Genomic DNA, 14,769 nt, shown 5'->3' with positions numbered 1-14,769 from the left:
GACCCTCCTATAATTGGAAAGCAGCAAAGGCATAATGAAATAGTGCCAGAAACGATGCTCTGGCTGTCATAGCGCTAGCTTTTTTAGTCAGCTGCGCATATATAATTCAGTGGTGTATATTATACATAGTATTCTACCGATTGCAAGGGCAATATCTAGAACGGCTAAAGATATCAAGTAATTAAGGTAACTTCTTAGATAAGCCAACCTTATGAAAACCGACTGATTCTATTTAATGAAATCAATCTAGCACAATATCATACTGCTCTTGCGTATAAAGGTTTTCTACGTCAAAGGTGATGACTCTCCCAAGCAAGTACTCTAAATCTGCGACGGTATCAGATTCTGAGGTTAGCAGTAAATCAATGACAGCGGCATGTGCCACGACAGTGAACTTTTTGGGAGAGTTATACGTACGAGCGCAGCGCATGATCTCACGAAATATCTCAAAGCAGACGGTTTCGGCCGTTTTAACAAAGCCGCGTCCTTGACAGGTTGAACAAGGCTCACAGAGCTGCTGCCCTAACGACTCTCGGGTACGCTTACGGGTCATCTCTACCAAGCCAAGCTCACTAACCTGCGTGATCTTGGTTTTCGCATAGTCTTGGGTGAGCTGCGACTGTAGACTCTCTAGCACATCGTCTTTGTGCTGCTGCTCTAGCATATCGATAAAGTCTAGGATGATAATTCCGCCCAGATTACGTAGACGTAGCTGACGGGCAATGGCATGTGTGGCTTCTAGATTGGTTTTGTAGACGGTGTCTTCTAGCGATCGACCGCCTACAAAAGAGCCAGTATTAACATCAATTGTGGTCATTGCTTCAGTCTGATCAATGATCAGATAACCACCCGACTTTAGATCGACGCGGCGCTTTAACGCATCACGTAAGTCATCTTCAACACGGTGCACATCAAAGAGAGACTGCTCTGCAGTGTAGTGCACGATGCGATCATAGACAAAAGGCACGAATTCTTTGGCAAAGGATCTGACTTGCTCATAGATTTGCACATTATCAACGATCACCTTTTCGGTATCGGCATGAACCAAGTCACGAATAGAGCGCAGCGGTAGAGCCAGCTCTTGATAGATAAGCTCTGAGCTTTGGTGATGATTGATCTCTTGGCGACGGGCACAGATGGTACGCCACAGCTGCAGTAGGTAATAGATGTCTTCTTCGAGCTTATCGACAGGGACACGCTCAGCGGCGGTACGAGCGATCAGCCCGCCTTTTAGATTGACGGTCTGCATCAAGCTGCTAAGCTCTGTTTTTAAGCGGGTACGCTCTTCTTCGCCATCGATACGTTGTGAGATACCGATATGTTCGCTCGATGGCAAATACACCAGATAGCGTGATGGTAGCGAGATATTGGTCGTTAGACGCGCGCCTTTACTGCCTAACTGATCTTTGGTCACTTGTACCAAGATACGCTGACTCTCATGCAAACGGTGCTGAATCAGGGTCTTGGACACAGGGATGATCTCAGAGCTTTGCGTGCTGACGACTGGCGGCGTCATTGCCAAGCTCTCATCAGCTGTCGCTAGGATAGCGTCGCCACTATCAATGTCTTTATTGGTACCTTTGGCAGCTTTGTTTTTATTTTCTGCCACTAGACGAGGTAGTCTCTGCATATCATTGACGTGCAAAAACGCTGTCCGTGACTGACCGATATCAACAAAAGCGGCTTGCATACCTGGAAGGACACGAACGACTGTGCCCAAATAAATATTGCCGACCAAACCCAGCTTGTGATGTCGCTCAATATAGATCTCGCCCAAAATACCGTTGTCTAAAACAGCAACGCGGGATTCCATTGGACTAATATTAATCAGCAGCTCTTCGGACATAGTTTTCTCTTATCTCTTAGCTTTTTATTAGACGTTCATCGTCTATTAGAGTGACAGTGTAACAAATGCGCTTGGCTCTTGCCCATCAGCCTACCGTGTCATTATGTGCATATCTCACTATAAGGAGTTTACTGACTTTTCACTATCTGGGGTCATGTCTTTGATAAGCGCCAGTGTCTGCGCCAGCGGTAATCCAACCACATTGGTATAGCTACCATTGATACGGCTAACCCAAGCAGCGCCTAGCCCTTGGATACCATACCCACCCGCTTTATCAGCTGGCTCTCCACTGTCCCAGTAGTCGCTCATCATCGCTTGCGTCAAGGCAATAAAAGTCACTGAAGTGCGCTCAAGAATATGCTGCTGGTCAGTTATTTGAAAAACAGGACCGTATTCTGAGGCGTTGTCTAATGTACCCTCTGATGTGCTGTCTAATGCTCTAGGCTTTAACGCTAATAGAGTCGCCTGTACGGCTGTCCACACTTCGTGTTCGGTATCGGACATCTGCTGCCACATCGTATAGGCATGCTCACGATTAGTTGGTTTGACCAATACCGTCTTACCATCTGCCAATACACCAATCGTATCAGAAGTCAAAATCATGCAAGATGTCGCGCCATCTTGATTGATGTTTGTAGTCTGATTTAACTGCTGTATAGCGGCATTGGCTTTTGTAGCGACCATACGCTCGATATAGTCTGCTGGTGATTCATCATTGTGCCATGTCTCATCAACATCGACGCTCAAGATAGTAAAATCTAACTTTGTTCTTGCTAGCAGTTCTCGGCGACGTGGCGAACCAGATGCTAGGATGACCTTCATGATGACTCTCTCAATAAATAAATACGGGGTATAGATACTTGCTATTTATGATGCTAATGACAGCTGAGTGATTAACGCGAAAACTTGCGTAAGAACAGCAATATAAGTGGCCAGCTGATGATACTGATGATCAATGAAAACGCAGACTTTGTCACAAAGATATTTTGTACAAACATCTGTAGCATCCACAGCGTTAGCTGAAAAACGACCAATCCTAGACTGGCGATAAACCAAGCACTGCCCGTACTGAGCTGCCTGACATAGACACTCGTGATTTTGACAACCAGTGCAACCACAACAGCGGCAAAGGCTTGCTGCCCTAGGTGAGTGTCCATCAACAAATCAGCGATAAGCCCAATGGTAAATGCGGTAAAAATACCGACATAGCGTGGTTGAAACAGTAACCAAAAAATCAGCACCATAATCATGACCATAGGGCGCAGCACAGCCATACTTGGGCTGAGTGGATAGACACTGAGTGATGACGCAATAATAAAGCTCAAGGCAATCACGACAATCAATAGTCCTGTTGCATTCTCAGAATCAGGATACGACATGAGTACTTACCTTAGCGAGTGTGGTGACTGATGATTTGATTGGTTAGGGATTTACAGGTATTACGATTTGGTGAGCAGATGACTCGGCATTGACCAGCGAGGCGTTATGCAATGAGATTAAGGCACAGATGTGTTGTCTTGCTCTAAAAGCTTGTCTTGAAGTATCAACACATAAGCATTGTCAACGAAGTTTGCCGCTGGCGTGACCTCAATGCTTCTGAAATTGTCAGCTTGCCCGTCTCTGACATGGGCGATGCGACCGACGCGGTAACCTGCTGGAATACGGCCACCTAACCCTGAGGATACTAGCTCATCACCCACACGTACATCGGAGGTCTTAAAAACATAGTTCAAACTCAAGGATGTTGGAATACCTTCTCCTGTCACAATAGCTCGCTGACCTGTGCGTTTGACTGTGACCGCAACCGACTGCTGCTCATCCGTAATCAGTAGCAAACGGCTGGTATTAGGGTAGACATTGATGATCTGACCCAAAACGCCATTTTCATCAATCACAGTCTGTCCAACTTGCACACCGTCTTGCGCACCTTTGTTTAGCACCACAATCTGGCGGAGCAAATTGGTGTCTGTACCAATGACTTGAGCCAAATTAAGATCAAACTGCTCAGGCTTGGTGGTCGATAAGATACCTTGCAGGCGGGCGTTTTGTGCCAAGATATAGTCTTGCTGTTGCAGTTTGGCATGGGCATGAATCAGCTGCGACTTCAATTGCATGTTTTCGCGGCGCAGTGCTTCTTTTGACTGCAGGCTACCACTCGCCCAGTGCTTGGCATAGCTCGGTAATAGAGACAACTCATAGATGGGCTGCATAGCGGCATGACTGGTGCTACGTATAGGATTGAACCACTCCGAATTTTTGCTATCAAACCACATCAGTATTAAGGCTGCTATCAAGACGATGGCAGTCTTACGAAGTGATAATGCTTGGCGCGCAAAAATACTTGGAGTCATAAGGTGTCTAATTTAAAAGATCTAAAATGAGCAATAGCACTTATTTATAGCATGAGTGTTTATCGAGGACATTGGGTTCTAGCATGGATTAATGCAATTAAAGGCAGCACAATCGGCTACCTTTAATTTTATATCTTTATAAGCGCATGACATTGCGAGCGACAGATCAATACTGCAAATTCTACAGCAATAACAAAGTCGTGATAAGCAAACACCATTTAAGCGAAACTGATTAGACAAAAATCATGTTTAAGCTTTTGTTATTGATGAAATCAAGCGCAATACCACCGCCGCGGCTGACGCAGGTCAATGGGTCTTCTGCCACAGTCACTGGTAGGCCAGTCTCTTGTGAGATAAGCTTGTCTAGGTCACGCAATAATGCGCCACCACCAGTCAGTACAATACCGCGCTCAGCGATATCTGATGACAACTCTGGCGGCGTTTGCTCAAGTGCTACTTTTACCGCACTCACGATGCCACTTAATGGATCGGCCAAGGCTTTTTGCACTTCTTCTGAATTAACGGTGAATGTCTTTGGCACACCTTCTGCCATACTGCGACCACGAACTTCAACTTCTAGCTGGCTGTCTTCATTCAATGCAGAGCCGACTTCTTTTTTGATGCGCTCTGCCGTCGTTTCACCGATGACACAACCGTGGGTACGGCGTACATGGGTGATAATGGCCTCATCAAACATGTCACCACCGATACGAATCGACTCAGCGTAGACACAGCCTGACAGTGCGATAACCGCAATCTCAGTCGTACCACCACCGATATCGACTACCATAGAACCACTGGCTTCATGAACTGGCAAGCCTGCGCCAATCGCTGCCGCCATTGGCTCTTCTAATAGCAGCACTTTACTTGCACCCGCTGATGAGACTGCTTCACGAATCGCTTTACGCTCAACCAACGTAGACTTGCATGGTACACAAACCACCACATTGGGCTGTGCCATAAAACGCTTGGCTTTTACTTTGGCAATAAAATGCTTCAGCATTTTTTGCGTGACTTCAAAATCCGCAATCACGCCGTCTTTTAACGGGCGAATCGCGGTGATGTTGGCAGGCGTACGACCCAGCATCTGCTTGGCATCAATACCGACAGCAGCAACGGTTGGGTTTTGAGTACGATTGCTTCGTAACGCGACCACCGTAGGCTCGTCAAGCACGACGCCTTTATTAGGAATAAAAATGAGGGTGTTCGCAGTACCGAGGTCGATAGCGATATTATTTGATAAAAATCCAAACAGGTTCATGACTAATATATCCAGCGTCTTGCGAATGAGGCGAATGAGATTGACTAAAGTGTTACTCGTCAGTGTTTAGCAGGTCGTCGTTAGACATCAACGATCACGAAAATAACGCATCGCAACCAGTCAAACCTAAGCAATAATGATGAAATGAAAAAACTGAGCTAAATTATACCGATTTAGCTCAAAAAAAACATAGGTATTTGCATCAGTAAGTAAGGATTTTTGTCTGAGACGATAAAAGTTGTTACAAAGTTTGAAATAGTAGGGACTATCATTCAACTCAATGGAACATCACTTAATTCTATAACTAACAAGGCTCTACAAGCAGATAATGGTTTTGCTTGGTAGCAAGTGCATACTGTAACGTATTTTAGAACCTAATTGGGGCGCAATTGAAAATCAATCATGAATTATAGGGTCAGTTTTGCAAATCTGTGTGCATTTCTGCTTATTGACTGATACTTTGCACCACTAATATGTATTGGTTGATATTGTGCATCAATCAAGCGTCATGTTCTGTAAACTTGGGTCAGATGCTTTATAATAAGCTAACTCTGTAGCCAATTTTGTTTTAAGGCTCATGTATTTTCGTTTTCGCAATTAATTACTCTAACAAAAACTGTCCTTAACTGGAGAAATCATGTCACAGCAACCAGCAACGTCTGATCATGTCAGCCGTGAAGAAATCCTAGAAGTGGCCAACCTTGCACGTTTAGGTGTCGATGAAAGTACTGCCGACAGTTATGCCGATGATATCAGTAAAGTATTAAAACTCATGCATACGCTATCCAATGTCGATACCACAGACATCAAACCACTAGCGAATATCCATGAAGCTTGCCAAGAACTGCGTGTTGACGTGGCCGAACATAATATCAATCGCGAGCGTAATCAGTCAGTTGCCCCAGCGGTTGAAGAAGGCTTGTATCTCGTACCGCAAGTAATCGAATAGCGACTTGTTATACAGCCGCCTATTTCAAGTGGTCGCTTATTAAATAGCCAATGAACGCTATTGTGACCTCTATCTCATTTTACTTTTGTTATTCACATTTTGACGGACGACACCTTATGTCTGAACTTCATTTATTAAGTACCCAGCAGCTTATTACGGGCTTACAAGACAAACAATTTAGTAGTCTTGAACTGACCGAACACTATATAAAGCGTATCGATGCGCTAGACAGCAAGATTAACAGCTTTATCACTCATACCTCTGAGACAGCACGCGCACAAGCAAAAGCGGCAGACGAGATGCGGGCACAGGGCGATCAGCGTCCACTACTTGGCGTCCCTATGGCACACAAAGACATCTTTTGTACCCAAGGCGTATTGACCACTTGCGGCTCAAAGATGCTGTATAATTTTGTCTCACCATATAACGCGACTATCGTCTCTAACATCGACAAAGCTGGCATGATTAGCTTAGGCAAGCTCAATATGGATGAGTTTGCGATGGGCTCAGACAATAGCAGCTCATACTACGGCACGGTGCAAAACCCTTGGAACCTAGAACGTGTCCCTGGTGGCTCGTCAGGTGGTAGTGCTGCCGCTGTTGCCGCCGGTTTCGTCCCAGTCGCAACCGGTAGTGATACGGGTGGCTCTATTCGTCAGCCTGCTTCATTCTGCGGCTTAACGGGTATTAAGCCTACTTATGGCCGAGTGTCACGCTTCGGTATGATTGCCTACGCTTCAAGTCTGGATCAAGCTGGCAGCATGGGACGCAGCGCTAAAGATTGTGCTTATTTGCTACAGCCAATGATTGGTCATGATCCACGCGATGCGACTTCTATCAAATATGACATGCCTGACTACGTACAAGACATCAATGATGCCCAAGCCGCTGCTGGTGACAAACCATTTGCTGGTTTGCGTATTGGTGTGGCTAAAGAATACTTCGGTACAGGGCTTGATAGAGAAGTCGAGCAAGCAGCACGTGCAGCACTGAAAAAATACGAAGAGCTGGGCGCGACCATTGTAGAAGTGAACATCACTGATCCTGAAATCACGCTTGCCACTTACTATATGCTAGCGCCTGCAGAAGCGTCATCGAACCTATCACGCTTCGATGGCGTACGCTTTGGCTATCGCTGTGAGAACCCAACGGATCTGATCGATCTATACACGCGCTCACGTTCTGAAGGGTTTGGCCCTGAAGTACAGCGCCGTATCTTGACCGGCACTTATGCGCTATCGGCAGGCTACTTCGATGCTTACTATACGAAAGCACAGAAAATCCGCCGCTTAATCGTCAAAGACTTCGATGAAGCGTTTGCCAGCTGTGATGTGATTGCCAGTCCGACCGCACCAACCGCTGCTTACAAGCTCAGTGATAATCTCGACCCTGCGACCATGTACTTAGGTGACGTTTATACCATCGCGGTCAACTTAGCGGGTCTGCCTGCGCTCAGCCAACCAGTTGGTCTGACCTCAGACGGTCTACCAATTGGTTTGCAATTAATCGGTAAGCACTGGCAAGAGAGTCAACTGCTCACGACTGCGCATCTGTTCCAGCAGCATACGGATCATCATCTACAACACTCTGCCATCGCAAAGGAGACGGTATAATGAATACAGCAACTACTACTGATAACAATGCCGTCCGCGAGCACGCAGTGCGTAAAGAGCTATTCGTTGATGGTTATGAAGTCGTCATCGGCATCGAGATTCACTGCCAGCTCAATACGGAGAGTAAGATTTTCTCAAGCGCGCCGACTGACTTCGGTCATGAGCCAAACAGCCAAGCCAGCATTGTAGACTTGGGTCTACCTGGTGTATTGCCAGTGCTAAATGCTGGCGTGGTCGATCGTGCCTTAAAATTCGGTATCGGCGTCAACGCTGAGCTGGGTCTATTTAATACGTTTGACCGCAAAAACTACTTTTACCCTGATTTGCCGAAAGGCTATCAAATCACTCAGATGGCCAACCCTATCGTCGGTGAAGGTTACATCGATGTCGTGGTCAATGAAGGGGATAAGAACGAATATCCAAAGCGTATGGGTATCACCCGCGCGCATTTGGAAGAAGATGCTGGTAAATCAGTACATGATGCCGTCGATGGTATGACGGGTGTCGATCTCAACCGTGCTGGTACACCGCTGATTGAAATCGTCTCTGAACCTGATATGCGCTCTGCTCACGAAGCGCTTGCATACATCAAAGCGATTCATCAGTTGGTCACTTGGCTCGGTATTTCTGACGCTATCATGGCAGAAGGGTCGTTCCGCTGCGATTGTAACGTCTCTGTGCGCAGACCAGGTGATGAGCTTGGTACGCGTACTGAGCTCAAAAACTTGAACTCGTTCCGCTTTATCGAACGTGCTATCAATCGTGAAATCGAGCGTCAAATCGATATCTTAGAAGATGGTGGCAAAGTCGTTCAAGCAACGATGCTGTATGATCCAGAGCGCGATGAAACTCGTGTGATGCGTACCAAAGAAGACGCCAACGACTATCGCTATTTCCCTGATCCTGACCTGCTACCTGTCCGTATCGAGCAGCATACGGTTGATGCGATTAAAGCCGCCATGCCTGAGCTACCTGTAGCCCGTCGTGCGCGTTTTGAAGAAGCACTTGGTCTATCAGAATATGATGCTCGTATCTTAACTGGTAGTCGTCAAATTGCTGATTACTTCGAAGCAGTCGTCGCAGAAGTTGGTCAAGCAGATGCCAAAATGGCTGGCAACTGGGTCATGGGCGACTTGCTCGGCGCGCTGAATAAAGATGACAAAGACATCGTCGACTCCCCTATCAGTGCCAAGCAATTGGCTGGCATGCTAAAACGTATCAAAGACGACACGCTATCTGGCAAATTGGCTAAGAAAGTCTTTAGTGCTCTATACGAGCGTGAAGGCGGCGATGCTGATGATGCAGCCGATAAGATCATTGAAGAAAAAGGCCTCAAGCAAGAAACGGACACTGGCGCTATCAAAGCCATCGTTGAAGAAGTCATTGCAAAAAATCAAGCGATGGTTGATGAGTATCGCGGCGGCAAAGAAAAAGCCTTTAACGGTCTGGTCGGTCAAGTCATGAAAGCCAGTCGCGGTAGTGCCAATCCGCAGCAAGTGAACCAAATTCTAAAAGAGTTATTAGGTTAAGGTAAACGACTAAATGGCTATGCTGATGGCTATACGTAAAATTGCGCAATAGAGTTTGGGCAAAATAAATAGCTCTTGCAATATGTGCAATTTTGCGTAAAATAGTCAGTCATTCGGGGCGTAGCGCAGTCTGGTAGCGCACTACACTGGGGGTGTAGTGGTCGCAGGTTCAAATCCTGCCGTTCCGACCAAACATAGCAGTAAAGAGAAAAGCCAATCATTGTTTTCAATGGTTGGCTTTTTTTTGTGCTAAATTTGGCTAGGGATTGTATGATGTATTCAAAGAACAAATGATAGAAATTTGGGTAGGGCTAGAAATGATCAAGTAAAAGGTATTTACTCATACTCTTGTGCTATCACTACATTGAAGCTACTTTGATAAAGGGTATAAAGGTGTGAATATGGATTATGTTATTGCTTTAGAAGAAGGTAAATTTGACAAATATATATGTTTATCAAACATTATCGATATTTTGTGCCTTGTATCTACTGAGCTTACTTCATACTATATTGCCAGTTATCTCAAATATCATAAATTTCATACCAAAGCCAAAGCCTACTACATAGACGTTAACAGTGCAGAGGTATTACCTATCTACAATCAGAGTGAAGTAATTATTTCTTTATTTGAAGATATTAAGAATGCACCATTAACTTTGAATACTATTAGAGAAATGCCTATAGAATTGGCAGGTCGTTTAGGTGATATATATTTCATTTCAGACGAACTGACTAACCTAGATGTTTTCGAAAAATTTGGCTACCCTGATTTTACAGATATGCAAATGATGGATAAATTATTCAATGAAAACTATGCAAATGAACAAGTTATTGTGCGTAAAAGACTTCATGATCTTGCGTTAAACAGCCAAGTTAAGATTGATAAAAATGGGCTAATAAGCATAAATGAAATCCCAGAGCTAATATCACGATTTTTTTATCAGTTTATTATTCGGTTCGATAGCCTAGTTTTGTTGAGCATAGATGATTTCACACCTAAGAAAAATCAGTTTATATCTACCTTTGATAATGGAAAGTTACAGTTATTCGAGAAGTCTAATGAAGACGATAGTGACATTGAACAAAACGAAGTTAAAGCCTTGAGAGAAAAAGTAAAAAGACTTGCAGCTGAAAATGAAATACTTAAAGCCAAGCTCAATGATGAGCTGAATCAAACCAAGGCTGAAATAGCAGATGATACAGCTGATGAAGTGGAATTAAACCCTAAAACTCAAACAGCTGTCACACGTTTATTAAATGTTCTATTCCATAAGGCACAATTAGATATTACAGCTCATAAAGGAACGACCAATAAAAATATAGTTAATTCCTCAATAAGCCTTAATGCAAAAATAACCGAAAAGCCCGTAAGTCATTGGATAAAACAGGTACAGCAACTAAGAATAGACACAGAAAAAAATAATTAAAAAAATAGGGGTATATCACCGCTATATACCCTTATAAGCCCCCCTTACTACCACATACCATAGACCTATGTTGAAAGCCCTAGTACACCGCTACAGCTGACATGGAGATATGAATATGACACACCCAAACCAAAATACCTCAGTAACTCCTTTTACTGATAACACCACGCACGATACCAAGCTAACTAAAGCAAACCCTTCAAACAATATTACTATGTCAGCACAAAAGCTATGCAACAAATCGCCACAAACCTACTTTGATATATTGAGGTTTCTAATCATCGTTCTACTACCTTTATTATCAAATGCACCAAACATTCAGCTTAATTTCTATGTCATCAACATAATGATGTAGCATTAGCACAATCCAGCACTACCCTAGCTGATACTCGTGTCCTATAGACTTTTATTGAGCGAGCCGTTAGGGTAAATGCTACACCTTTACACTGGTTTACCCTATGTCCGAGCCTATCGCTCAGCCCACCTCTACCCGCCTTATAGATGATGCCCCTTGGGAGCGTTACCGCCGACCTTATGTGCGTGATTTGGCTTATGCGCTTGCTTGTCCTAACGTCTTAACACAGTGGTTAGATTTTGCACCGCATGAGAATACACATGCTATTGCAGTGCATAGCGCTAGCTTTTGGCAAGCACAGTTTGAGGCGTATGAGCAGCGATTAACAGAGCTCGATACCACTACTGACTATCAAGCGCTGACTCGTTATTTACTCAAGCGCCCTAGCCCCAATCGATTAGGGTTTCATTTTGAAGGATTACTGTCATTTTGGTTAGAGGATGGATTTGCGCGCAAGCTGCATCCGTATGAGACACTTGCGAATAATGTGCAGCTCTATAATGGCAAGCAGACCGTCGGTGAGCTTGATTTGATTTTGTATAATCATGATGAGAATCTGGTCGAACATTGGGAGCTGGCCATTAAGTTTTTTATGGGGTCAGCACCGTTTGAGCCTGTGAACTGGGTGGGCATTAATGCCAATGACAATCTACAGCGCAAGATGACGCACATGCAGACCAAGCAATTTCGGACAGTATGGGTAGATACCGAAGATAAAGGTCAGGTTAAAATTGATAAGCGTTATGGCATCATAAAAGGGCGGTTTTTTCTGCCAATAAATATCAATAACTTTAGCTACCCTGCTTGGCTAGCATCCAGCTTTCCACTACATGAATGGTGCGATAAGAGGGACGAGGCTGGTCTTGCAACCATCGATACGACGACGTTGCGAGCTGCGCATTATATTGAATGGTTTACCAAGCGCAGCTTTTATGATGAGCGACATAATTATGATGGTCAGCAGCAGTCGGCGTGGTCGGATGATGAGCTGCTTAAGACAGGATTATATTTTGAAGGTGATAGGCCGATTGTCATTTACCTAAGGTAGACAAACGAATAGCTGTATTCAACTCGAACGATCGAATGATTCATCGCTGGTTGCTCTGATCCGTTAAGCGAGGTACGTAGCTAAAAACGATTTAGCAATACTTACCTCACTTGATTAATACCTTTCAATGACATGCATCAGCTCATCTCTTAGTATCTCAGCACTCGGCATGCGCTCAGCATGGAAACGCACCATCGCAATACCTGCACTGGCAAGCGCCTTATCCTTTTTATCATCGGCTTTTTGGCGCGCTTTACTGCTATGCGTCCAGTCATCCAGCTCGATAGCCACCAGCGTGGTCTGAGCATCGACATCTACGATCACATAATCAACGCTCTGGCGACAGATACGATTGAACCAAAAGTTACGCTCTGAGGTCTCACTGCTGTTGGCCTCGATGATTCGTGACAGCTGAACTTGGACAAATATATGATACTCAGGCAGTGCTTTTTTTAACTTATCAAAAAATATGACTTCAGTATCAGTCATGATGGGCATGGGCGCAAATGGCCAAATAGCCAACTCATCACCGCGTACTGGTTTTGGATCAGGCTCAGCGGCTGGCGGCTTTGCTAACAGCTTGGGTAATATTATCACCCCTAAAAACCCAACGGCCAATATTAAAAATATAACACCAAATGACATGGTTTTACCTTATACGATATGAGGGTGATTGGCCGAGTGTTATAACTTCTATCAGTATCATGACTTCTATCAGTGCGATAACTTGTATAAGTGCGATAACTTCGTTTAGTCATTAACTGGCCGATCACAACAGGTCAGCCTCTACAGGCCGACAGGTTATAAAAATAGATAATAAAAATCGTGCTTATCCTAACCAAGTGCGCGCCAATCAGCAAACCTAAAAACAAAAAACACGACATTAATTGTCGTGTTTTCATAAAAGATATCGATGCGCGTTCTAGTTTTATAAAACGCTCACTCAAGCTTCTGTATTAACGCCAGTATAGTACCCACGCACTGGTCGTATTTACTTTCGGGTCGCTATTGATCTTGTCTTTTAGTGCCAATGCGGCTACTTTTCCGCGTTCAGGCCCAACCACTACACGGACACCGCGGCTGGTTGCACTGGTCTTCACCTGATAGCCTGCCGATTTGAATTTCTTTGCCAACTCGTCAGCTTTGGCTTGATTGTCAGCTAGCGCAACTTGTACCCCAAAGCTACCCTTGGCATCCGTCTCTTTAACTTCCTTACGCGCGGCACTGAGCTTTTGCTGGGCATCACGCTTGGCATCGGCAGATTTCTTTGCAAGGGCTTCTTCTTGTTGGCGCTTTTTCTCACGCGCTTGCTCGGCAGCGACTGCTTCACGCTCTAGACGCTGTACTTGAGCACGTGACGGAATCGTTATACTTTGCCCCAATTGTAATGATGCTGACGGAGAGATATCATTGGCTTGTGCCAGCACTTCGACAGGTATATTATATTGTCTTGCTAACTTAATGAGCCCATCACCTCTTTTTACTTCATAGTCAGAAGGTGATTTTGGTGGCTCGTTTTTAGCCTTAGCCGCTTCGGCAGCTTCTCGCTTTTGTTCTACCAGTGCTTGTGCTTCAGCCTGCTTTTTGGCCTCTGCTTGCCTCTTTACTTTGGCTTGCTCGTTTGCTTCAGCGGCTTTTTTACTGTCAGCTAGCCTTTTAGCAGCGGCTTCTGCTTTAATCGTAGCTTGTCGCTTTGCTTCTTGTTGCGCTTGAGCTGCTTTTTGCTTTTCAGCATCACTAGATTTCTTAGCGTCGACAGCCGATACATTATCAGTACGAGGCTGAACAGTTAGGTCTTTGTTGATATCTTTTGCAGTATCTGTGCTGTCTTCTACGTCAGGTGTGCGACTTGCCACATATTGTTGGCTCTCGGCACGGGCTTTTGCCAACGCCTCCGCTTCTGCCATCTCTTGCTCTGTCAAAAACTCTTTTGCCCGTTTTTCTTGTTCTGCCACACGCGCGGCACGCTCTTTCTGTTTTTGGGCAAGGATGCGCTTTTCTGTTTCGATATCAGTCGTTAACGGCTGTGACGCTGCTTGCTCTACATCTGGCTTATCTACCATCACTGATTCAGGCTGCGGTATATCACTCTCACCAATCTGTTGCACCATGGCATATAGCATGACGCTACCGCCTATAATCATCCCAATGCCCAATAAGGCTTGTCTCGAAAAGTTCATCCGTTTACGTCTCTTAGTTGGTAATAAGGTTGACCCGGCAGCGCCGAAAATCTCTCAAAGCAACATGATAAATTGCTTTATTCAGACTCTCTTAACGCCAATTACGGTTATCAATGGTTAGATATGTGCTGACTTTTTATGCGCCCAATTTCTAGACTCAATCTTATAAATCATTTTGATTATAAAGCATATTTTTCTTGCTGTCTGCTA

12 protein-coding genes and 1 tRNA gene are annotated in these 14,769 nt (G+C 44.7%); 6 read left to right on the top strand and 7 right to left on the bottom strand.

The genetic code is table 11. The annotated features are described in order from the left end of the window. Nucleotides 1-241: 241 nt before the first annotated feature. From IP510_RS12415 to IP510_RS12395, 5 genes are all read right to left on the bottom strand, one after another. Nucleotides 242-1,846, bottom strand: a complete 1,605-nt coding sequence (locus IP510_RS12415) for an Rne/Rng family ribonuclease (RefSeq protein WP_194365158.1) — start codon at nt 1,844-1,846, stop codon at nt 242-244. A gap of 117 nt (nt 1,847-1,963) precedes the next feature. Beyond that, nucleotides 1,964-2,668 (bottom strand): Maf family protein, encoded by a 705-nt coding sequence (locus tag IP510_RS12410; protein WP_194365157.1) that lies wholly within the window; start codon nt 2,666-2,668, stop codon nt 1,964-1,966. Nucleotides 2,669-2,739: 71 nt separating this feature from the next. Further along, nucleotides 2,740-3,225 (bottom strand): rod shape-determining protein MreD, encoded by a 486-nt coding sequence (gene mreD, locus IP510_RS12405; protein ID WP_194365156.1) that lies wholly within the window; start codon nt 3,223-3,225, stop codon nt 2,740-2,742. A 117-nt stretch (nt 3,226-3,342) separates the two neighbouring features. Next, entirely contained in the window at nt 3,343-4,197 is an 855-nt protein-coding gene (mreC, locus tag IP510_RS12400; RefSeq protein WP_194365155.1) for a rod shape-determining protein MreC, read from the bottom strand. Nucleotides 4,198-4,429: 232 nt separating this feature from the next. Further along, complete coding sequence (locus tag IP510_RS12395) at nt 4,430-5,458, bottom strand: rod shape-determining protein (protein ID WP_194365154.1); 1,029 nt, start codon at nt 5,456-5,458, stop codon at nt 4,430-4,432. Between the two features lie 637 nt (nt 5,459-6,095). Between IP510_RS12395 and gatC the strand changes: the two genes are divergently transcribed. From gatC to IP510_RS12365, 6 genes are all read left to right on the top strand, one after another. Continuing rightward, complete coding sequence (gene gatC / locus IP510_RS12390; RefSeq protein ID WP_194365153.1) at nt 6,096-6,407, top strand: Asp-tRNA(Asn)/Glu-tRNA(Gln) amidotransferase subunit GatC; 312 nt, start codon at nt 6,096-6,098, stop codon at nt 6,405-6,407. Nucleotides 6,408-6,523: 116 nt separating this feature from the next. Beyond that, on the top strand, nt 6,524-8,020 hold the full coding sequence (gene gatA / locus IP510_RS12385; RefSeq protein WP_194365152.1) for an Asp-tRNA(Asn)/Glu-tRNA(Gln) amidotransferase subunit GatA: 1,497 nt from the start codon (nt 6,524-6,526) through the stop codon (nt 8,018-8,020). Next, a complete protein-coding gene (gatB, locus tag IP510_RS12380) occupies nt 8,020-9,549 on the top strand; it encodes an Asp-tRNA(Asn)/Glu-tRNA(Gln) amidotransferase subunit GatB (RefSeq protein WP_194365151.1) in 1,530 nt (509 codons plus the stop codon). The genes gatA and gatB overlap by 1 nt, the downstream gene beginning before the upstream one ends. A 114-nt stretch (nt 9,550-9,663) precedes the next feature. After that, nucleotides 9,664-9,740: transfer RNA gene (locus IP510_RS12375), tRNA-Pro, on the top strand. Nucleotides 9,741-9,950: 210 nt separating this feature from the next. Beyond that, complete coding sequence (locus IP510_RS12370; RefSeq protein WP_194365150.1) at nt 9,951-10,976, top strand: hypothetical protein; 1,026 nt, start codon at nt 9,951-9,953, stop codon at nt 10,974-10,976. A gap of 458 nt (nt 10,977-11,434) precedes the next feature. Then, complete coding sequence (locus tag IP510_RS12365; protein WP_194365149.1) at nt 11,435-12,379, top strand: DUF1853 family protein; 945 nt, start codon at nt 11,435-11,437, stop codon at nt 12,377-12,379. Nucleotides 12,380-12,493: 114 nt separating this feature from the next. Here the strand turns inward: IP510_RS12365 and IP510_RS12360 are convergent, their stop codons facing one another. Continuing rightward, a complete protein-coding gene (locus IP510_RS12360; protein ID WP_194365148.1) occupies nt 12,494-13,024 on the bottom strand; it encodes a DUF2726 domain-containing protein in 531 nt (176 codons plus the stop codon). Nucleotides 13,025-13,335: 311 nt separating this feature from the next. Continuing rightward, nucleotides 13,336-14,559, bottom strand: a complete 1,224-nt coding sequence (locus tag IP510_RS12355; RefSeq protein ID WP_194365147.1) for a LysM peptidoglycan-binding domain-containing protein — start codon at nt 14,557-14,559, stop codon at nt 13,336-13,338. Nucleotides 14,560-14,769: the final 210 nt, after the last annotated feature.

It is taken from the genome of Psychrobacter sp. NG254 (assembly GCF_015277735.1).
Taxonomy (GTDB): Bacteria; Pseudomonadota; Gammaproteobacteria; order Pseudomonadales; family Moraxellaceae; genus Psychrobacter.
The sequence above is the reverse complement of the archived record's forward strand: the minus strand, read 5'-3'. Positions and strand labels throughout refer to the sequence as shown.